Source organism: Variovorax sp. dw_954 (assembly GCF_018449755.1).
GTDB lineage: Bacteria > Pseudomonadota > Gammaproteobacteria > Burkholderiales > Burkholderiaceae_C > Variovorax.
This window is the reverse complement of record NZ_JAAVVD010000032.1, coordinates 25319-44679: the sequence shown is the minus strand read 5'-3', so window position 1 is coordinate 44679 and position 19361 is coordinate 25319. Positions and strand designations below refer to the sequence as shown.

The following is a 19361-nucleotide window of genomic DNA, read 5'->3' as shown; positions in this document are numbered from 1 at the left end:
TGGCAGATGGCGTCGCAAAAATTCTATGGCCCCAGCCGGACAAGCGAAGTCACGCAAGTGCCTCGGGCGCACCAGGCATCGTTGCCGGTCCGACGCGATGCAGCCTGCGCGCCGGTCGCCGCATGCGATCGATGGCTCTCTGCAGCGTCAGGTGCAGCACATCGCGCTGCGCATGGCTGCCACCGAGCCGATGCGCCATCAGGGGCAGGCTGGCCAGCAGCGTGATCGCCAGCGCGTCGTTGCCCGCGCCGAATGCGATCATGGCGCGGCATGACGCGAGCCCGAGTTGCCGCGTGGTCTCGCCGTGCCGCGTGGGCAACTGTTGTGCACGCGCCAGCGATTGCTCCAGTCGCCTGGCGCTGTCCCAGTCGCGCGCACCGACGAACGCGAGCGCTGCGTGCAGGTCGTTGAAGCTGCAGAAACCATCGTCGATGCGCGGCGCCCATGCCTGCGCGAGTTCGACCCAGCGCGCGCCCGGATCGCCACCCGCCAGCCCGACGCGCCACAGCAGTGCCGCGCCGTCGATCAGGTCCGCGATGTCGCTGGACTGCCCTGCGCCCATGTGCCGGTCATACAGCGCCAATGCCGCGTCGCATTCGCCGCGCGCAAGGTGGAACAGCGCGAGGTGCCACTGGCAATGCGTCGCGACCACGGTGTCCTTTCCCCAGGCGTCGACGTGGCCGTTCAGCCACTGCACGCCCTCGTCGAACCGGTCGGTCATCTCGAAGACATGCGCCAGGGCATGGTGCGCGCGTGCGTTCAAGGCATTGGCATTCAACGCGGCATGGGCCGCGTCCTCGGCACGCCCGTACTCGCCGCACTCCTCCAGGGCGAAGGCATGCATGGCCAGCACCGCGTGATAGCCGGGCATGGAATACGACCAGTGCGGCAGCGCGGCGGACACGCGCTCGCGCATCGCGGCCAGGTCGCCGGTGACATGGTCCAGCGCGTGCGCCACCTGCAGGGCCAGCACATCGCGCGGGTGCAGCTTCAACAGCGCGCCGAGCGCGGACTTCGCGCCTTCGTAGTCGTCGCCCAGCACGGCGGCGATGGCGGTCAGGTGCCGCTGTTCGCGCAGGGTGGACGGCAAGCCGGCCGCGATCGCGAAGAGCGGTCGAGCCAGCCGCACACGCTGCGGATCGCGGCTGCACAGGAACAGCCAGGCGCGCAGCACATGGGCCATCACGAAGTCCGGCGCCTCGTGCAGGGCGATGTCGACTTCCGCATCGGCGCCGGCGCGCCAGTTCTGGAAGGCGGCGAGCGCGCGTTCGAAGGCGATGAGGCTCGCGGACGTGGCGCCGGTGATGCGGCAGCCGCGAGAGTCCAGTCCGCTGGTGCTCATATCGCCACCCGCCGATGTGGAGGCGCCGCCGGCGCGATGTTGAGGTTCATGCGGAACAGGTTGTCCGGGTCGAAGCGCTTCTTGATCTCCTGCAGGCGCTCGTAGTTGACGCCGTAGCTCATGCTCACGCGCTCTGCCTCGTCCTCCGTCAGGAAGTTGACGTAGCCGCTGCCGGTGGCGTGCGGTGCGGCCTCCTCGAAGGCGCGGCGGGCCCAGGCGCGCACCTTGTCGTCGTCCTGCGGATCAGACCAGCGGCCGTGCACGTTCATGATGTAGTGCGCATCGCGGCCGGCAAAGGCCGTGGCGGTGGGCTTCACGCGCGCCATCGCGCCGCCAAGCTGTGCGATGAAGATCTCGCACTCCGGCCCGGGCAGGAAGGCGGCCGACCAGATGACGGCATCGAGCGCCGCATCGCTCATCTTGCTGAAGTTGTTCGACTTCCAATAGTTGCGACCACCCGCCGCCAGCAGCGGGTCGAACGCGGTCTGGAAGCCGGCATAGGGCGTGGGGCCGACAGCAACGCCCACCGGGTCGCCGAACTTCATCACCGGCGCCGCAGCGCGCTCGCCCTCCCCGACGCTGCCGCTGTAGACCAGCGGCAGCACCACCACCTCCTTGCCATGCACCGACTCGGGCAGGAAGGGCAGCGGCGGCGCCTTGCGCAGCACGGCCCACACGCTCAGCTCATCGGGCGCCTCGGCATTGAAATCGCGCCATGCGCGCAGCACCTGGCGGGCTTGCGCGAACGAATAGACCACCAGGCCGCTGTAGACCTCCGGCCCCACGGGATGGAGCTGGAACTCGAACGACGTCACCACGCCGAAGTTGCCGCCGCCACCGCGCAGCGCCCAGAACAGATCGGGCTGCGAAGTCGCCGATGCCACGCGCAGCGCGCCGTCGGCGGTCACCACGGTCGCGCTCAGCAGGTTGTCGATGCTCATGCCGTAGCGACGCGTCAGCCAGCCGAAGCCGCCGCCGAGCGTGAGCCCCGCCACGCCGGTGGTGGAGTTGATGCCGAGCGGCGTGGCCAGCCCGTGCGCCTGCGCCGCGCTGTCGAAATCGCCGAGCAAGGCGCCGGCCGCGACGCGCGCCGTGCGCTTCGCCACATCGATGTCGACGGTACGCATGCCCGACATGTCGAGCATCAGCCCACCCTCCGCCACCGCGTTGCCCGCGATGTGGTGGCCGCCGCCGCGTACGCTCACCAGCATGCGGTGCGCCGCTGCAAAGCGCACGCCGGCCTGCACGTCGCTGTCGTTCATGCACCGCGCGATCAACGCCGGGCGACGATCGATGGTGCCGTTCCAGATCCTGCGCGCCTCGTCGTAGGCCGCGTCCGCAGCCGTCAACACCCCGCCGCTGACCTGCGCGGCGAAAGCGTCGACGTGTTGCGGCTGCACTTGCCGGACATCCTTGTCCAGCGTAAGGTAAGTGAGAGATTGCATGAGGTGCTCCTGTGATGAAGGTGTTGAAGAACAAGCCACCGCGTTGGGTTCTCGACGGGTGCAATCATTTTTTTGCTTCGCCCGCCTGCGCGCTTCACCGCGCGTCCACCGCACTTGATTGCGCATCTTTCGTTGTGCGAACGCGGCGCGCCGGCTTGATCGGATGTCCGCGCGACTTGATCGAAACGCCGCGGCGTTGATGCACGCATGAGCCAGGACACGCTGTCCGACGTGCTGCGTGGCGTGCGCCTGCGCGGCGCCGTGTTCTTCAACATCAGCGGCAGCAGCGACTGGGCCGCCGAAGCCCCGTCCGCGAAGGAACTCGCACCGATGCTGATGCGCGGTGTCGACCACGTCATCGAATACCACGCGGTCGCCCAAGGCACTTGCTGGGCCAGCATCCCCGGCGGGCCTTCGGTGCAGCTGCGGGCGGGCGACGTCGTGATGTTTCCGCACGGCGATGCGCACGTGGTGTCGAGCGCACCGGGCATGCGCGGCGACGGCGACTTCAGCTGGTTCCCCGGTACCGAGGCCGCGGGCCGGTTGCCGCTGCGCGTGGCCTACAACGGCAACAACGTCCTGCTGCCGCCAGCGGAAGCGCCCAACCCGGATGCCGACGTGAACATCGTCTGCGGCTTCCTCGGACTGGACTTGCAACCCTTCAACCCGCTGATCGACGCGCTACCCCGCATGCTGCACCTGCGCGCGAGCGAGGACGGGGCCTGGATCGCGAAGTTCACGCAGCAGGCCGTGGCCGAGTCACACGCGCAACGCCCCGGCGGCGAGGCCATGCTGGCACGCATGAGCGAGATGATGTTCGTCGATGCGGTGCGTCGCTATGCGGACAGCCTGCCGGCACAGAGCGCCGGATGGCTGGCGGGCTTGCGCGATCGCTTCGTCGGTCGCGCGCTCGCGGTGATGCACGAGCAACCGGCGAAGGAGTGGACCGTCGAGGAACTCGGCCGTCATGCCGGCCTGTCGCGTTCGGCGTTGCACGACCGCTTCGTGCAACTGGTGGGCGTCGCGCCGATGCAGTACCTGGCGCAGTGGCGCATGCAGGCCGCGGCGCGCAAGCTGCTGGAGACGCGCGCCACCGTCGCGGCCATCGCGCTGGATGTCGGCTACGACTCGGAGGCGGCGTTCGCTCGTGCGTTCAAGCGCGTGGTCGGCAAGCCGCCCGGCCAGTGGCGACGCGAGCGGGACGCCGCCGCGTCGCAGTAGTCTCCCATCTCTCCCTAGCTCAGGTCGTACTCCCGGAGCATCACGGGCTCCGTGGAGCCCCCAGCGACGCGCTTGCGCACCGCCGCATCGATCTCCTCGGCGTGAAGCTCATAGGTCTCCATGGGGTTGTCATCGGCCGCCGTGGGCCGGTAGTGGTAGTGCAGCACCTCCTTGCCGATGCTGGCCCCCACGTGCACGCCGTCGATCAGGATCCAGAATCGAACGGTGCCGGAGGCTTCATGAAAGAAAGGTGGGTTCGACATGCGCGACTTCCTCCGCCGTTGCTTCGCGGGCATCGATCCACTGCGTGGCCTTGAGCTGGATGGCCTGGATGGCGACGCCGGCATTGGCAAATTGCCGGCACGAGACGAGGTGGCATTTGCAGGCCTCGTCGAAGTAAAGCATCGCGCCGGCCGCAACCATGCCGTCGAGGGAACTCTGCATGAGGTTGCTTCGTACATCCCATCCGTGATAACGGAGGCGAATTGAATCGCTGTCGTGGTCCATGGTGTCCTTCCGGTTCGGTAGAACCCGAAGAGCCGGTTATAGGGCTTCACCACCCCAAGGTCGGTACGGCAGCGCACAGAGCCCGCGCCGCAACGAGCCTACAAAGCGGGTGAAAGACCACCCAGGACCAACCCATGAACCAGCAAACCCTTGTCCCGCCCCACGCGCTCCCCACCTCCGGGGCAGTTCCCCTCGGGAAGCGGTCCACCATGCAGGCCCTCGTCTACAACGGTCCCGGCCAGAAGGCCGTGGAAGAACGGCCGATGCCCGCGCTGCTCAAGCCCACGGACGCCATCGTTCGCATCACGCGAACGACGATCTGCGGCACGGACCTGCACATCCTCAAGGGCGACGTGGCAAGCTGCCGGCCCGGCACCGTGCTCGGCCATGAGGGCGTGGGCGTCGTCGACTCAGTCGGAGCCGGCGTGAGCACGTTCAATCCGGGGGACCGGGTGCTGATCTCGTGCATCAGCGCCTGCGGGCGCTGCGAGCAATGCCGCACGGGCATGTACTCGCACTGCACGACGGGCGGCTGGATCCTGGGCAACAGCATCGACGGGACGCAGGCCGAGTTCGTGCGTATTCCGTGGGCCGACACCAGCCTCTACCCGATACCCGAAGGCGCCGATGAAGAAGCCCTGGTCATGCTCAGCGACATCCTGCCGACGGGCTTCGAATGCGGCGTGCTCAACGGCAAGGTCAAGCCCGGCGACACGGTGGCCATCGTCGGCTCCGGGCCGATCGGGCTGGCCGCCCTGCTCACCGCGCAGTTCTATTCGCCGGCAGAGATCATCATGGTCGACCTGGACGACAACCGGCTCGCCGTGGGCAAGCGCTTCGGCGCGACGGCGACGGTGAACAGCGCCGCCGGCGACGCGGCGCAGCAGGTGATGAAGCTCACCGGCGGACGCGGCGTGGACACCGCCATCGAAGCGGTCGGCATTCCCGCTACCTTCGAGTTGTGCCAGGACATCGTGGCCGCCGGCGGCACGATCGCCAATGTCGGCGTGCACGGCTGCGGGGTCGACCTGAAGCTGCAGAAGCTGTGGTCGCACAACATCACGATCACGACGCGGCTCGTGGACACGCTGTCGATTCCGATGCTGCTGAAGACCTTGCTGTCGAAGCGCATCAACGCGCGGCAACTGATCACTCACCACTTCAAGTTCGCCGACATCCTGGAGGCCTACGACACCTTCGGCAACGCCGCTGGCACGCGGGCGCTGAAGGTCATCATCGAGACATGAAACGGGTGAACAGATCGGCCATGCACGTCCGATTCATTCACCGGCTCTGAGCCCGGCCTCCGGTGCGACCGTCACTCGCTCAACTCGCGCAACGGATTCGCGCTCACCGTTCGTCTTGCCCCGAAAAGTGAACAACGCGACCCCTGCAACGCAGGCCCACACCGCTACCGCGAAGGTCAGGATGCGCAGGCCATGCTGCCGCTGTCTTGCCGGAATGCCCTGGAAGCGGCGATACAGGAAAGCCGCAACCCGCGTCATCCGTGCCTCCCGACGGGCGGTGGCTCGGCGGGCCGATCCGCCCATTGCGCCTGCTGCGGAAGCGGGGCGTCCGGCATCGAGGGAATCCACGGCTCGATGAACGCGCCTTGCCTTGCGTCGCCTTCAGCCTCCGCGGCCGTCGGCACCTCGGTGATCGAGGGCCAGACTGGCGCGCAGAGCAAGTCGGACAAGGAGGCGAGCGCGAAAGCCAGCAGGAGCAGCAGCCACAGCAGTTCGAACTCGCGCGTGCGACCTGGATCGGTATCTGCATCGGTATGGCGCTTCATGAAGGCCTTGCCCGTGGGGCTGTTGCTTGAACGAGCCTCAGGCTAGGGCGCGACCGTTCGCGCATCGTTCGCATGCCGGCGCAACCCGACCGGAACTGCGGTGAGCGCTACTGCGTCGGCGCCTCGACATTGAAAAGCCAGGTGTCGACCAGCGTCGTGCCGGCGGCATCCACGTTCAGCGCCCGCCCTCTGCCGGTGCCGGGGTTGCGCGTGTAGACCCACAGCACCGGGCCGCTTCTCGCCGTCGCGACGACCGACTCGCCTTCCGACGCGGCCCGCTCGAGTTGGCTGCCGAGACCCGCGCAGTCGACGCCAGCGGCAGCGGCGGCCCCGCAGTCAGGCTGCTCACGACGGCCAAGCAACGCCAGCGATGTCGCGGGTTGCCCGAGCGGCCAGCGGGATGCCTGAGCGAGCCGCGCGCGAACGCAAAGCTGCTCGGCGCCGTTCATCACGCCCGCGAGCCCGTCGCGGGGAAACTCGTACCTGCGCACCCAGACGACGCCCTCGCCAGTCTTCCGATGAACCAGCACTACCAGCCACGCTGCGATCGCGTTCTCGCGCAGCAGGCTTGCATGCAGGTGCTGCCGGACCTGCGCGACGAATTGCGGCTCGGCGCCGGACCGGATGACCCCACGCTCGACCGCTTCCTCTGCATGCGCCCCGGCGTCGAGCGACATGTCGACCAGCGACTCGAGCTTGACGCGCACCTGCGAAGCACCCGCGCTGCGCGTTGCAATGCCCTTCGACGTTCCGCCCGTGCTGGCGATCTCGTTCGCATAGAGAAAGCCCGTGTAGCCGGCGCGCGAGCTTTCCTTCACGGCCTGCCTGAGCGGGCGGCACTCCACGTCGGCACGTGCCGCGCCCGCAGCGAAGAGGCTGGCCATCAGCACCGATGCGAAGCGTGGCAAATCCATTCAGCCTCCCTTGCATGCGAGCATCATTCGCCCGGCAAACACAGCCAGTGCCATCGCAGCACGCGCTGCCCGCAATGGTGCGCAACGACGCGCGCGATCAGTTCTGCCTTGCCGGCCGCTTCCCATCGCCGATCGATCCAGATCACTGCCTCGTAGAGATCGTCCGTGTCGCCCGTCTGCTCGTACCGGTCGAGCAGGGCGATCGACAGTTCACGGTTCGAGAGTTCGTCGCCGCTCGCCGCCTCGTTGCGCAGCACGTCCAGCCGCGATTGGGCAGCGAGCACGCGTGGTATCGGCCTGGCGGCATGCGCTGGCCGCGCAGGCCCGGCCGGCGGGGAGGAAGGCCCGTGCGGCGCGAAGGCAAGCACGACGCCCGCCAGCAGCGCACCCGCCGCAAAGCATCCGATGCGCTCGGATCGCCGGGACAGTGGGAACATCATTTGAAAATCAAAGGACAAGGCAATGAAGCGGTGGCAGACTCCGCGCAGGCTTTCGCCAACGCACCTGCTCATGGCTTTCCCCGAAAGGTTGTTGCATGAACCCGGCTCACCTTAGGGCGCGATCGTTCGCCCATCGTTCGCGCGCTCGCGCCCTCCCATGAACATGTCACGTTGGCCGACCTGAAGCCGTCCGCGAGTCCTGCAGGGCGCGGCCTCCAGATCGACTTGCTGGGGGGATTCCGCTGTGCCCTGGACGGCCATCCCGTGGCCGGGATGTCGTACGACAAGATGCGCGGGCTGCTCGCCTATCTCGCGATGGGACATGCGCAAGACCACAAGCGCGAACTGCTGGCCGAACTGTTCTGGAGCGGCAACGATCCGGTCACCGCACGAGGCAACCTGCGCCGGACCTTGTCGGACTTGCGTCGCGTGCTGGAAACGCCCGCCGGCCCGGCCTTGTTCTCCACCAGCCGCAGCACCATCCGCTTCATGCTCGGCCACACCTCAGCGGATCAGGGCGGGATGACCACGACGCATCGGCTCGAGAGCCCCCGCATCGACGCAGTCGCGTTCAACGACACGGGCTCGCCGCCCGGCGACGACGCGGCGCACCAGCGCGACGAGCGCCTCGTCGCGCTCTACCGCGGTGAATTCATGGCGGGCTTCTACCTTGCGGATTGCCCTGCCTTCGAAGACTGGCTGCACGTCCAGCGCGGCGTCATGCACCGTCGCGCACTGGCACTCCTGGAACACTTGGCAGGCTTCCACGAGTCCGCCGGCAACCCTGGCAAGGCCCTGCCATTCGCGCTGCGCCACGTGGCGCTGGAGCCCTGGGACGAAGCCGCCCACCGCCGTGCGATGCGCCTGCATGCCCTGCTGGGGCAAAACGGCTCGGCGCTGCGGCAGTTCGATGCTTGCGCTCGACTGCTGCAAGACGAACTGGGCATCGCCCCCGGCCCGGAAACGCAGGCACTGGCCGAACGCATCCGCAACGATGAACTGGCGCACGCCGCGGCCGCGTTGCCGACCGCACCACAGCGGCCGCCAACGCAAACGCCAACGCCCACAGCGCCGCATGCCGAGCGTCGCCAGGTCACCGTGCTCTTCTGCGAACTCGCGATATCAGGCGTCGACGATGCCGACGACGCGATGGAGCGCATGCTCGCGCCGCGCGCCCGTTGCACCGAGATCCTGCGGAGCTTCTCCGGGCATGTCCTGCCCATGCATGGCGGCGGACTGCTGGCCTACTTCGGCTATCCGCAATCCCGGGAGGACAGCGCGGTGCGCGCCGTGCGCGCCGCCCTGGCCCTGGTGCAGGAAGCGATCGACGGCATCAAGATCCGCGCCGGCGTCCACACCGGCTTGATCCTGACCGATGGCGATCCTTCTTTGCCCGATGCGGTGGGCAAGACATCCGCCGTCGCCATCCAGTTGCGGCGCCTCATCGGCTCCGGCGAGGCCGCCATCAGCGGGGAAGCGCACCGCATCGTGGCCGGCTACTTCGATTGCACGGGCCTGGGCAGCCAGGTGTTGCCCGACACGTCGCAGCCGATCGCCATCTTCAGGGTCGACAAGGAAAGCGGCGCCCGCACACGGCTGGACGCGGCGACGCCGCTGACGCCGCTGGTCGGGAGACAGGCCGAGCTCGCGCAACTGACGCAATGGTGGGAAGAGACCCGCCACGGCGCCAACCATGCCGTGCTGCTGCAAGGCGAGCCGGCCATCGGCAAGTCCCGCCTGGTGCATGCCTTCCGGCAAGGCCTGGCGGACGAGGCGCATGCGGTCCGCGTGCTGCGCTGCTTTCCGGAGTACAGCCAATCGCCCTTTCATCCGCTGCTGGTCCTGCTGGCGGAAAGGATGGGATTCGCCGCTGGCGATACGCCCCAGCTGAAGTCGGCCAAGCTGGCGCAGCATGTGTCCGCGGCCTGGCCCGCGTGGACCGCCGATGCCGTCCCCCTCATCGCCGCCCTGTTCGGACTCCCCCCACCCGCCGACGAGCGCGCGCCCGCGCCCGTACGGCCATCGCAAAAGGAGCAGACCTTCAGGCTTCTGCAGGCGATGCTGAGGGGGCCGACGGCGCACATGGGTGTGCTGTTCATCGTGGAGGACCTGCACTGGGCCGATCCTTCGACGCTGGAGCTGCTGGCCATGCTGGTCGCGCAGGGCAAGGGCGACGGCGGCTTGCTGTCGGTCTTTACAGCACGCCCCGAATTCGCCGGGCCCGTGGCAACGCATGCGCTGTCGCTCGCGCCCCTTGCGGAATCCGAGATGACGCAACTGATCGCCTCGGTCAGCCCGCAACTTTCGCCCGAAATGGTCCGCGGCATCGCGGCACGCGCCGACGGCGTGCCGCTCTTTGCGGAGGAGCTGGCGAAATCGGCCACACGAGAGGACTGGGCCGCCATTCCGATCGCGCTGCATGACCTGCTGGCGGCCCGCATGGACCGCCTGGGCGCAGCGCGATACGCCGCCCAACTGGCCGCCACCATCGGGCGCGAATTCAGCGCAGACCTGCTGCGCAAGGTGTCGCCCGACGAGCCCGAGGCGCTGTCGGCCCATCTCGATCAACTCAACCATGCCGGCCTGGTGTCGAGGGTCGACGACACGACCTTCCAGTTCAAGCATGCGCTGGTCCAGGAAGCGGCCTACCAGTCGCAGACGCGGGCCGACCGGCAGGCTGCGCACCGACGCATCGCGCAGGTGCTGCAAGCCGAGCTGCCGGACAGCGTCGCAGCCCGGCCGGAATTGCTGGCGCAGCACCTCTCCTGCGCGGGAGACGATGCGCAAGCCATCGAGCACTGGATCCGCGCGGGGCGCCGGGCCATCTCCGGCTCGGCCAACCTGGAAGCCATCGCGCATTTCAAGCGCGCGCTGCAATCGCTGATGACGCTGCCCGCGACATCGAAAAGGGACCAGGCCGAGTTCTCGATCCTTGTGGCGCTCTGTCCCGCGCTCCATGCCACGCAAGGCGACGGCTCGGAAGAAATCGGCCGCGTCACCGCGCGGATCTCGGCGCTGCACGCGCAGGTGGCGGGCAGCCCCGACCTCTTCCTCGCGGAATGGACGCGCTTGCGCAACGCCGTGGCGACCATCGGCCCCCGCGGTGTGCCGCAAGCCGCCATGCGCCTGCTGGAAAAGGTCCGCGACGACCCGATCGCCCGGCAAGCGGCGCACTACGCGGCGGCGATGGCCACCTTCTGGCTCGGCGACTTCGCGGACTCCGGCGCGCATGCGGTGGAAGCCATCGCGCTGTATCGCCCGGACCAGCATCACCTGATGCTTCAATTGTTCGGCGAGGACCTGTCGGTGTCCTTCGCCGGGCACCTGTCGTGGTCACTCTGCTTCCGGGGCTTCCCGGACCAGGCGCAGCAGGTCAGCGCGCGAATGCTGGAGCAGGCGCGCGCGATGGCGCATCCCAAGACCTTGGCAATGGCCCTCCTGTTCGCCACCATGTTGCGCCGCTGGCTCAACAAGCATGCGGAGACCATCCGCCTCGCCGGGGAGACCATTGCGCTCGCGCGCCAGCACGGCATGCTGCACTGGATGGCGACGGGCGAAGCCCTGCAGGGCAAGGCCCAGGTCCTCCAGGACGGCCACCGGGACCAACACGCGCTCGCGGCGCTCACGGCACTGGCGGCCCGCCTCAGCGCCGCCTCGCCTTCGTACTCGGCGCTGCGCATGGCCGACATGGCCGAGCTTCACATGCACCTGAACTTCCACGCGGAAGCGCTGCGCCTGCTCGACCAGGCGCAGGCCGATGAGCTCAGCACCGGCAGCCTGCAGTTCGCGGCCGAGCGCCATCGCCTCCGGGGCCTGTGCCTGCTGGCGCTCACGCCGCCCGACGCGGCGGCCGCGGAGGCCGCATTCGAACGCGCCCTGGCCATCAGCCGCGCCCAGGGCGCCAAGACGCTGGAGTTGCGTGCCGCCGTGTGCCTGGCCCGGCTCTGGCGGCAGCAAGGCAGGCACGCGCAGGCGCGCCAGTTGCTGGCGGAGACGCACGGATGGTTCACCGAAGGATTCGACACGCCGGATCTGCTCCTGGCGGCCGGACTCCTGCAGGATACGGCTTCAGGCGCAGAACAAGGCGGAGCGCCGCAGACCGCTTGATTGCGAAGTCGTCATCAGATCGCGGTGGTCGTCGGCAGCAGCCGGTCGTACTCCGACTTGACCACCGCATAGCACTCGCAGGTGCGCCGCTCCAGGCCCTTGCGGTCCAGCACCGTGATGTGGCCGCGCGCATAGCGGATCAGGCCCGCATGCTGGAGCTTGAGCGCACCCTCCGTCACGCCTTCGCGCCGCACGCCGAGCATGTTGGCAATCAGCTCCTGCGTCATCACCAGTTCGCTTCCCCGCAGGCGATCGAGGCTCAGCAGCAGCCAGCGGCACAGTTGCTGGTCCAGCGAATGGTGCCGGTTGCACACCGCCGTCTGCGCCATCTGGGTGATCAGCGCCTGCGTGTAGCGCAGCAGCAGGTGCAGCACCGCGCCGGCGCGGTTGAATTCTTCCTTCATGAGTTCCGCCTTGAGCCGGAAGCCCCGCCCTGCGCTCTGCACCACCGCGCGGCTCGGCGTCGACTCGCCGCCCATGAAGAGCGAGATGCCCACGATGCCTTCATTGCCCACCACCGCGATCTCGGCCGAGGCGCCGTTCTCCATCACGTACAGCAAGGACACGATGGCAGTCGTCGGAAAGTACACGTGGCTCAGCGTCCGGCCCGATTCGTAGAGCACCTGACCGAGCGGCAGGTCGATCGGTTCGAGGTCAGGCAGCCAACGCTTCCGCTCCGCATCAGGCAATGCGGCCAGCAGGCGATTGAGGAGGGGATCGGGGGACTTGGGCATGGCGCAACTCCGCAACAAGGCAGGCACTGGACTCGAGTCGGGGCTTGCGCCCCCACGCCGCCCTCGCTTCAGGCCAGTATAGGCATCTCGTGCCCCCATTGGTGCGCTACCGGACAGTCCCCACACGCCGGGCGGCGGATCAGAGGATGCGCAGCGACCGCGCCTGTTCCGTCAGTTCGCCCCTGAAGGCCGGATGCGCAATGCCGATGAGTTCCTGCGCACGCTGCTTCGCGGACTTCCCGCGCAACTGGGCCACGCCGTATTCGGTGACCACGTAGCTGATGTCGTTCTTGCTGGTGCTGACGTGCGTGCCCGGCGACAGCACCGGGACGATGCGCGAAATGGTGTCGCCCTTGGCCGTCGACGGCAGCACGATGAAGGACTTGCCGCCGCGCGAGCGATTGGCCGCACGAACGAAGTCGGACTGCCCGCCCGTGCCCGAATAGGGCGACAGCCCCAGGCTCTCGGAGCCGCACTGCCCCAGCAGGTCGATCTGCAAGGTTGCGTTGATGGAGACCAGGTTGTCGTTCAGCCCGGCCAGCGCCGGATCGTTGGTGAAGTTCACCGGATGCATCTCCAGCGCCGGGTTGCGGTGCATGTAGCGGTAGAGCTTGCCGGAGCCGAGCGCGAAAGTCGCGATCGACTTCCCCGGCAGGTAGTTCTTGCGCTTGTTGGTGACGGCCCCGCTTTCCACCAGCGAGAGGATGCCGTCGCCGATCATCTCGGTGTGGATGCCGAGGTCGTGCTTGTGCGTCAACTGCATGACCACCGCGTCAGGAATCCCGCCGTAGCCGATCTGCAGCGTCGATCCATCGTCGATCAGGTCGGCGACGTACTTGCCGATCGCCTGCTGCACCGGGCCGATGACCGGCAAGCCGACCTCCAGCACCGGATCGCTGCTCTCCACCAGCGCCGCGACCTTCGAGACGTGCACGCGGCAGTCACCGAAGGCGACGGGGACGTTCGGGTTGACCTCCAGTACCACCGCCCGCGCCCGGGCCACGCCGGCCATGGTGTAGTCGGCGCCCAGGCTCAGCGAGAAAAAGCCGTCCTCGTCCATCGGCGAGGCCATGCTGAACACCACGTCGGCCGGGATCTGCCCGCGCTCGATCATGCGCGGAATCTCGGAAAAGTAGTTGGGGATGAAATCGATCCAGCCGGCCTGCCCACCGGCACGCGTCGCGCCACCGTAGAAGAAGGCCACGTGCCGCACATGCTGCGTGGTCTCCGGGTCGATGTAGGCGTATTTGCGGACGGCCAGGATCTGGGCGACCTTCACGTCGCGGAAGTCGAGGCGCTGCTCCGACAGCGCAGTGAGCAATGCCGGCGGTTCGCCGACGCCCGTGGGCACGATGATGAAATCGCCATCGCGCACCTGTCGCACGGCCTCTGCGGCGGAAGTCCGCTTTTCCTGGTACTGCGCCTCGAACGACATGCGGTTTGCTCCTTGTGGACCGTTGCGGACATTGCCGGGGACATTGCCGCCGGCAAGCGTCGAATATAGGGCGGCTTCCGCCACTCTCGCAGTCGTGCTTCCACGGGGTTTGATTTGGCGCAAAGGCCTGCATCGACCCATACTCGCCCACTCCATGTCGGAGAGCGGGAACAGCGGCGTGAACAAGCTCCGAAGAATCCTCCTGACGCTTGCCATCGGGGCCGCCTGCGCCCCCTGCGCCGCCCTCGCGCAAGGGCAGGCATCGAAGCCGCGGCGCATCGGCTACCTGGACACCGCTTCGGCCAGCACCTCCAGCAACCGGCTGGACCGGCTGCGCGCGGGCCTGCGCGACCTCGGCCAGGTGGAAGGCAGGGACATCGTCATCGATGCGCACTGGGCCGAGAGCGCCTACGAGCGCCTTCCCGGGCTCACCGCTTCACTGCTGGCGCAGAAGCCGGACCTCATCGTGGCCGCGGGGCCGGCCGCCATCCTGACCATGCGCAAGGCCACCAGCACCGTGCCCATCGTCTTCGCGGCAAGTGGCGATCCGCTCGTGTTCGGCTTCGTCCGGAGCCTGTCGCGACCCGGCGGCAACGTGACCGGGGTGTCCAGCGTCGGCGCCGACCTGAGCGGCAAGTACCTGGAGTTCCTGCGCGAGGCGATACCCAGCCTCTCGACGGTTGCCGTGCTGATGAACCCGGGGCATCCCGGCCACCCCGACTACCTCCGGAGCATCCAGGCGGCCACCCCGGCGTCGGTGCGAGTGCTCCCGCTGCGAGCGGCGGACGCCGGCCAGATCGAGGCGGCCTTCGACGCGGTCAGGCAAGCTCGCGCGCAAGCCGTGATCGTGCTCGGCGACGGGCTGTTCTTTTCGCAGGCGCGCCGCATTGCCGAACTGGCGATCCAGCAACGCCTGCCCACGCTGTTCTCGTCGCGGGAGCCCGTGCAGGTCGGCGGGTTGATGAGCTATGGCCCGAACCTGGCTGAGCAGTTCTACCGGGCCGCGAGCTATGTCGACAAGATCCTGCGTGGCGCGCATCCCGCGGATTTGCCGGTGGAGCAGCCGACGACCTTCGAACTGGTCATCAACCTCCAGACCGCCAAGACGATCGGGTTGACGCTGCGGCAGGCGCTGCTGCTGCGTGCCGACGTGTTGCTGTGAATCGCCGGGCCGCCGCCGTCAATGCGTCTTGCGCAGCACCGCCACCATCTCCGCCACGATCGACGCGGCGATCTCTGCCGGCCCGATCGCGCCGATGTCCAGGCCCGCCGGGCCATGGATCCTGGCGCCTTGATCGGCCAGCACGCCGGCCTGCTCCAGCCGCGCCAGCCGCGCCGCATGCGACTTGCGGCTGCCCAGCGCGCCGATGTAGAAGACATGGCTGCGCACGGCTTCGATGAGCGCCGGGTCGTCGATCTCCGGCGCATGCGCCAGCACCACCACCGCGCAGCGGCTGTCCAGGCGCAGCGACCGCATCGTCGCGCCCACGTCGCCCACCAGCATGTTCGCCCCGGAGACCTCCGGCCCCACGGCATGGGCGCGCGGCTCGATGATGGTCACTTCGAAGCCGATCAGTTGCGCCGCGTCGCGCAAGGCCCGGGCCGTACGCACCGCCCCCACCACGAACAGCCGCAAGGGCGCGTTGAACACCTGGAACAGCACCTCGTCCCCTTCCACGAGCGCGATGGCGGTGTCGTCCATGCGCGCACGCTTGTGGGCCTCGCTCGCCCATGCGCCCGACGCGGGACCGTCCGACGAGATCAGCAAGCGGCGACCGTCGGACAGCCCGGTGCACAGCACCACGCTGCGGCCGCTGCGCATCGCATCGAGCGCCTCGCGCAACACCTCGACCTGGCCGCCCTGCCCGCCTTTCCTGCTGCCATCGATGCATTCCAGCCGGATCTCCAGTCCGCCGCCGCAAGCCATGCCGGCGGCCGAGGCGGTGGCGTCGTCCACCGACACCTTCACCATCGTGTCCTTGCCCTCGGCCAGCACGCCCAGCGCGGCCGACACCACCAGCGTGTCGACGCTGGCGCCGAACAGCGTGCCGAAATGCGTGCCGTTCTCGTGCACGGCCATCTGCGTGCCGGCGCGCCGCGGGGCGGTGGACCATGCCTTGACCACCGTGGCCAGCACCACGCCGGCGCCGGCGTCCTTCCACTTCAGCACCTGTTCCAGCACCGCCGCCGCCAGGTCGCGCGCCTTTTCACCATGGATGTCCGTCATGCCGATTCCTTTGCAGCTACAAGGTTGTTCCGGAGCGCGGACCATGCCACCTCAGGAGACTCTCGTATGTACCACCGCAGGCAATTCCTGAACACCCTCGCGGCATCTTCGCTGGCCGCGTTGCCGGGCTTGATGCTCAGCGCAACGGCGAGGGCCGCCAAGACGACTTTCGAGCTGACGCTGAGCGACGCCGAATGGAAGAAGCGCCTGTCGCCGCAGCAATACGCGGTGCTGCGCCAGGCCGATACGGAAACGCCCTTCACCAGCCCGCTGAACAAGGAGCATCGCGCCGGCGTGTTCTCCTGCGCGGGTTGCCAGTTGCCGCTGTTCTCGTCCGCCACCAAGTTCGACAGCGGCACCGGCTGGCCCAGCTTCTGGAAGCCGCTCGACAACGCCGTCGTCAAGGCCACCGACACCACCTTCGGCATGACCCGCGACGAGGTGCTGTGCCGGCGCTGCGGCGGGCACCTTGGACACGTGTTCGACGACGGGCCCAAGCCGACGGGGCTGCGCTATTGCATGAACGGGCTGGCGCTGGCTTTCACGGCGGGGACTGCGCCGGCGGCTTGAATGCCGGCCATCCCGGTCTTGGTGGCCAGCGACGCGAGGCCAGCGATCGCGCACGTCATTCCAGCGATGTCACCGCCGCCAACAGACCCGTCAACGCGCGAATCTCCGCCTTGCAGGCCTCGGCCGCGGTCGTCTCGATGTTGCGGTAGTGCTCGATCAGCCGGCAGCCCACGTCAGTGACGACGCTGCCGCCGCCATGCTCGCCGCCCTTGCCGGATTCGACTGCCGGCTTTTTCAGGGCGCTGTTGAGCTCGTTGATGAGGAGCCAGGCGCGCCGGTACGACATGTCGATGGCCTTGGCGCCCGCCGTGAGCGAGCCGGTCTCGAGGATCGCCTCGAGCAACTGGATCTTGCCGGGGCCGATCGCGATGGTGTCGCCGGTCGTGATACGCATGCGGAAGCGCACCTTGGGTCTGGCCTCCGTCGAATTCGCAGGACTGGCGGTCTTCCGGGGTTTGGCGGCGGCGGGCGCGGATTTCGCAGGGGCTCTGGGCATTTCGACGGCATCGTGGGAGTTGTTCGGCCGCAGGTTACCGCGACCTTGCCGCCCGAGCCTAGAGGGGAAATCTGCGCAAGTGCCTGTACAGGGTGCTGCGGTGCAAGCCCAGGCTGCTGGCAGCCCGCGCGACATTGCCGCCGGCCGCCTCCAGCGCAGCATGGATCGCCCTCGCCTCCACATCCGACAACTGCAGCACCTGGCGCACCGGGTCCGCCACCGCTGGCTCGAACGGCGCAGCGCCGGTCGACAGGCCTGCCTCCCGATTCGAAGGCACGCTGCCAACCCCGAGCACCGACCCCGGCTCGGCCAGCGCAATCATGATCCGCAGCACCGACACCAGTTCGCGGATGTTGCCTGGCCACGGCTGCCGTGCCAGGGCGTCGGCCGCGTCGTCCTGCAAGCGCAGCTTCGCCGCCTTCCCACCCAGCTCGTCGAACAGGCGGCGGATCAGCAGCGACTTGTCCGTGCGCTCGCGAAGGCTCGGAAGGCGCAGCGCATAGCCGTTGATGCGGTACATGAGGTCGGCGCGGAACGCGCCCGTCGCGCTGAGGGCCGGCAGGTCGCAATGGGTGGCGCAGACGAGCTGGAACTCCACCTGCACCGGCCGCCCGGCGCCCAACGGCGTCACGACCCGGTCCTCCAGCACACGCAGCAGGCGCGTCTGCAGCATGAGCGGCATGTCGCCGATCTCATCCAGCATGAGCGTGCCGCCATGGGCCTCGCGGATGCGGCCGGCGGCGCCCTGGCGACGCGCTCCGGTAAAGGCGCCCTCCTCGTAGCCGAACAGCTCGGCCTCGATCAGCGTCTCGGGCAAGGCCGCGCAGTTGACGACGACCATGGGCCCGCCGCGCCTGCGGCTGGCCGAATGCAGGCGCCGCGCGAACACCTCCTTGCCGACGCCGGTCTCGCCGGTGACCAGCACCGGCACGCCGGCATCCAGCACCTTCACTGCGGCCCGCAAAGCGGTACTCACCGCGTCGTCGTCTGCAATGTCGCGGCGTGCCGGCTCATGGGGCCCATGCGCTGCGCTGCCGGCGCCGGCCAGTGCCACGCTGCGGCGTGCCAGCGCATGCTGCCGGCTCATCACGATGCGCGCGCCACCCGGCAGGTTCACGCTCTCTGCATGGCCGCCAGCGGCCGGCCAGGCGCTGCCCAGCAGGCGCTCGACCGGCTGGTCCAGCACCGACTTCCATTCATGCCCGAGCAGGGCCAGCGCGACGCGATTGGCCGCGACCACCTGGCCGTCCACCACGTACAGCAAGCCTTCGCGCGCGCTGCCGATCAACGCCCCGTTCGCGTGCAGCCGAATGATGTCGCCCCTGGATCGGGACAGCATCATGCGGTGCTCGATCTGCTGCGAGGCCATGCGCACGAGCCCCAGCGTGTGCCCGTCGATGCGAACGGCATCGCCCGATATGTCGAGCACGCCTGCGATCTCGCCGCGGCCATTGAAGATCGGCGCCGCCGCGCAACCGAGCCCGCCGTTGCCCGCCAGGAAATGCTCGCCACCCAGCACGGCCAGCGGATGGCGCTCCACCAGCACCGTGCCGATCGCATTCGTGCCGCATTGCCGCTCCGACCATTCGACGCCCGGCAGCAGCGCCACGCGCTGCGCCTTCGGCAGGAACTCCGGGCTGCCGATCTCGTCGAGGATCACACCGCTGGCATCCGTCACGATGACCACGCAACCCTGCCCGATCGCATGCTCCGCGAGCGCATCGAGTTCCGGCTGCGCGCTTTCGATCAGCAGGCGCGAGGATTCGCGATGCTCGCGCAACTGCGCGCTGCTCATCGGCGCCGGCCCCGCGTTCCAGACGCCCGCGCCGCGCGAGCGCGCCCACGAGCGCGAGATGTGCGGCGCGACCCAGTCGGTCGGCGCCAAACCCTGGTTGAAGAAGAGTTCGCGGGCGTGTTGCGTCCTGCGGATCGCTCCTGCGGCTTCCAGCATCGGTTGTCTCCGTTTGCGCGGCTGTCGCGCGTCGCGACATATTCGCATGGATATGTCGCAAGCGTGTGTCGCAGTTTGCGACAGCCCGCGTCGCGCAAGGGTCGACTGCCCGCCGTGCGCAGGGAAGCAACGCCCGGGATAGTCCCTAGAAGAAGCGGTACAGCCATTGCATTGCGTCCA

18 protein-coding genes are annotated in these 19361 nt (G+C 68.4%); 5 read left to right on the top strand and 13 right to left on the bottom strand.

The features are described from left to right. Nucleotides 1-49: 49 nt before the first annotated feature. Together HB681_RS33065 and HB681_RS33060 are read right to left on the bottom strand one after the other, a co-directional pair. On the bottom strand, nt 50-1342 hold the full coding sequence (locus HB681_RS33065; protein WP_213959123.1) for a tetratricopeptide repeat protein: 1293 nt from the start codon (nt 1340-1342) through the stop codon (nt 50-52). Continuing rightward, nucleotides 1339-2787 (bottom strand): FAD-binding oxidoreductase, encoded by a 1449-nt coding sequence (locus HB681_RS33060; RefSeq protein ID WP_213959122.1) that lies wholly within the window; start codon nt 2785-2787, stop codon nt 1339-1341. Before HB681_RS33060 ends, HB681_RS33065 begins: the two co-directional genes overlap by 4 nt. A gap of 207 nt (nt 2788-2994) precedes the next feature. On the opposite strand from HB681_RS33060, the gene HB681_RS33055 reads away from it, so the two are divergent. Continuing rightward, the gene (locus tag HB681_RS33055; protein WP_213959121.1) at nt 2995-4008 is read left to right on the top strand and encodes an AraC family transcriptional regulator; all 1014 of its coding nucleotides are present in this window, start codon (nt 2995-2997) and stop codon (nt 4006-4008) included. Nucleotides 4009-4022: 14 nt separating this feature from the next. On the opposite strand, the gene HB681_RS33050 is transcribed toward HB681_RS33055, so the two are convergent. Beyond that, the gene (locus HB681_RS33050; protein ID WP_213959120.1) at nt 4023-4271 is read right to left on the bottom strand and encodes a DUF1488 family protein; all 249 of its coding nucleotides are present in this window, start codon (nt 4269-4271) and stop codon (nt 4023-4025) included. Continuing rightward, entirely contained in the window at nt 4246-4515 is a 270-nt protein-coding gene (locus HB681_RS33045; RefSeq protein ID WP_213959119.1) for a hypothetical protein, read from the bottom strand. The genes HB681_RS33050 and HB681_RS33045 overlap by 26 nt, the downstream gene beginning before the upstream one ends. A gap of 209 nt (nt 4516-4724) precedes the next feature. Here HB681_RS33045 and HB681_RS33040 point away from each other — a divergent pair, with 209 nt between their 5' ends. Continuing rightward, nucleotides 4725-5762: a zinc-dependent alcohol dehydrogenase family protein gene (locus tag HB681_RS33040; protein WP_213959118.1), complete on the top strand. Its 1038-nt coding sequence runs from the start codon at nt 4725-4727 to the stop codon at nt 5760-5762. Nucleotides 5763-5795: 33 nt separating this feature from the next. Here the strand turns inward: HB681_RS33040 and HB681_RS33035 are convergent, their stop codons facing one another. The 4 genes from HB681_RS33035 to HB681_RS33020 form a co-directional block, all read right to left on the bottom strand. Next, nucleotides 5796-6020, bottom strand: coding sequence for a hypothetical protein (locus HB681_RS33035; protein ID WP_213959117.1), 225 nt, complete (start codon nt 6018-6020; stop codon nt 5796-5798). Further along, nucleotides 6017-6307, bottom strand: coding sequence for a hypothetical protein (locus HB681_RS33030; protein ID WP_213959116.1), 291 nt, complete (start codon nt 6305-6307; stop codon nt 6017-6019). The genes HB681_RS33035 and HB681_RS33030 overlap by 4 nt, the downstream gene beginning before the upstream one ends. Nucleotides 6308-6414: 107 nt before the next feature. Further along, nucleotides 6415-7221 carry a hypothetical protein gene (locus HB681_RS33025; RefSeq protein ID WP_213959115.1) on the bottom strand — a complete coding sequence of 269 codons (807 nt, stop codon included), beginning with the start codon at nt 7219-7221 and terminating at the stop codon, nt 6415-6417. Nucleotides 7222-7244: 23 nt separating this feature from the next. Then, on the bottom strand, nt 7245-7661 hold the full coding sequence (locus HB681_RS33020; protein ID WP_256735195.1) for a hypothetical protein: 417 nt from the start codon (nt 7659-7661) through the stop codon (nt 7245-7247). A gap of 171 nt (nt 7662-7832) precedes the next feature. On the opposite strand from HB681_RS33020, the gene HB681_RS33015 reads away from it, so the two are divergent. Then, on the top strand, nt 7833-11768 hold the full coding sequence (locus HB681_RS33015; protein WP_213959114.1) for an AAA family ATPase: 3936 nt from the start codon (nt 7833-7835) through the stop codon (nt 11766-11768). Nucleotides 11769-11782: 14 nt separating this feature from the next. Here HB681_RS33015 and HB681_RS33010 read toward each other — a convergent pair whose 3' ends face one another. Next, nucleotides 11783-12502, bottom strand: a complete 720-nt coding sequence (locus HB681_RS33010; RefSeq protein ID WP_213959113.1) for a Crp/Fnr family transcriptional regulator — start codon at nt 12500-12502, stop codon at nt 11783-11785. A 139-nt stretch (nt 12503-12641) separates the two neighbouring features. Beyond that, nucleotides 12642-13937, bottom strand: a complete 1296-nt coding sequence (locus HB681_RS33005; protein ID WP_213959112.1) for an acetyl-CoA hydrolase/transferase C-terminal domain-containing protein — start codon at nt 13935-13937, stop codon at nt 12642-12644. Nucleotides 13938-14115: 178 nt separating this feature from the next. Here HB681_RS33005 and HB681_RS33000 point away from each other — a divergent pair, with 178 nt between their 5' ends. Continuing rightward, nucleotides 14116-15099, top strand: coding sequence for an ABC transporter substrate-binding protein (locus HB681_RS33000; protein WP_213959111.1), 984 nt, complete (start codon nt 14116-14118; stop codon nt 15097-15099). Nucleotides 15100-15117: 18 nt separating this feature from the next. Here the strand turns inward: HB681_RS33000 and HB681_RS32995 are convergent, their stop codons facing one another. After that, a complete protein-coding gene (locus tag HB681_RS32995; protein WP_213959110.1) occupies nt 15118-16164 on the bottom strand; it encodes an XdhC/CoxI family protein in 1047 nt (348 codons plus the stop codon). 66 nt (nt 16165-16230) lie between these two features. Here HB681_RS32995 and msrB point away from each other — a divergent pair, with 66 nt between their 5' ends. Continuing rightward, nucleotides 16231-16734 (top strand): peptide-methionine (R)-S-oxide reductase MsrB, encoded by a 504-nt coding sequence (gene msrB, locus HB681_RS32990; RefSeq protein ID WP_213959109.1) that lies wholly within the window; start codon nt 16231-16233, stop codon nt 16732-16734. A gap of 55 nt (nt 16735-16789) precedes the next feature. Here the strand turns inward: msrB and HB681_RS32985 are convergent, their stop codons facing one another. Both HB681_RS32985 and HB681_RS32980 read right to left on the bottom strand, forming a co-directional pair. Further along, on the bottom strand, nt 16790-17128 hold the full coding sequence (locus tag HB681_RS32985; RefSeq protein ID WP_256354609.1) for a LysR family transcriptional regulator: 339 nt from the start codon (nt 17126-17128) through the stop codon (nt 16790-16792). Between the two features lie 160 nt (nt 17129-17288). Next, complete coding sequence (locus tag HB681_RS32980) at nt 17289-19181, bottom strand: sigma-54-dependent Fis family transcriptional regulator (protein ID WP_213959107.1); 1893 nt, start codon at nt 19179-19181, stop codon at nt 17289-17291. Between the last annotated feature and the right edge of the window lie 180 nt (nt 19182-19361).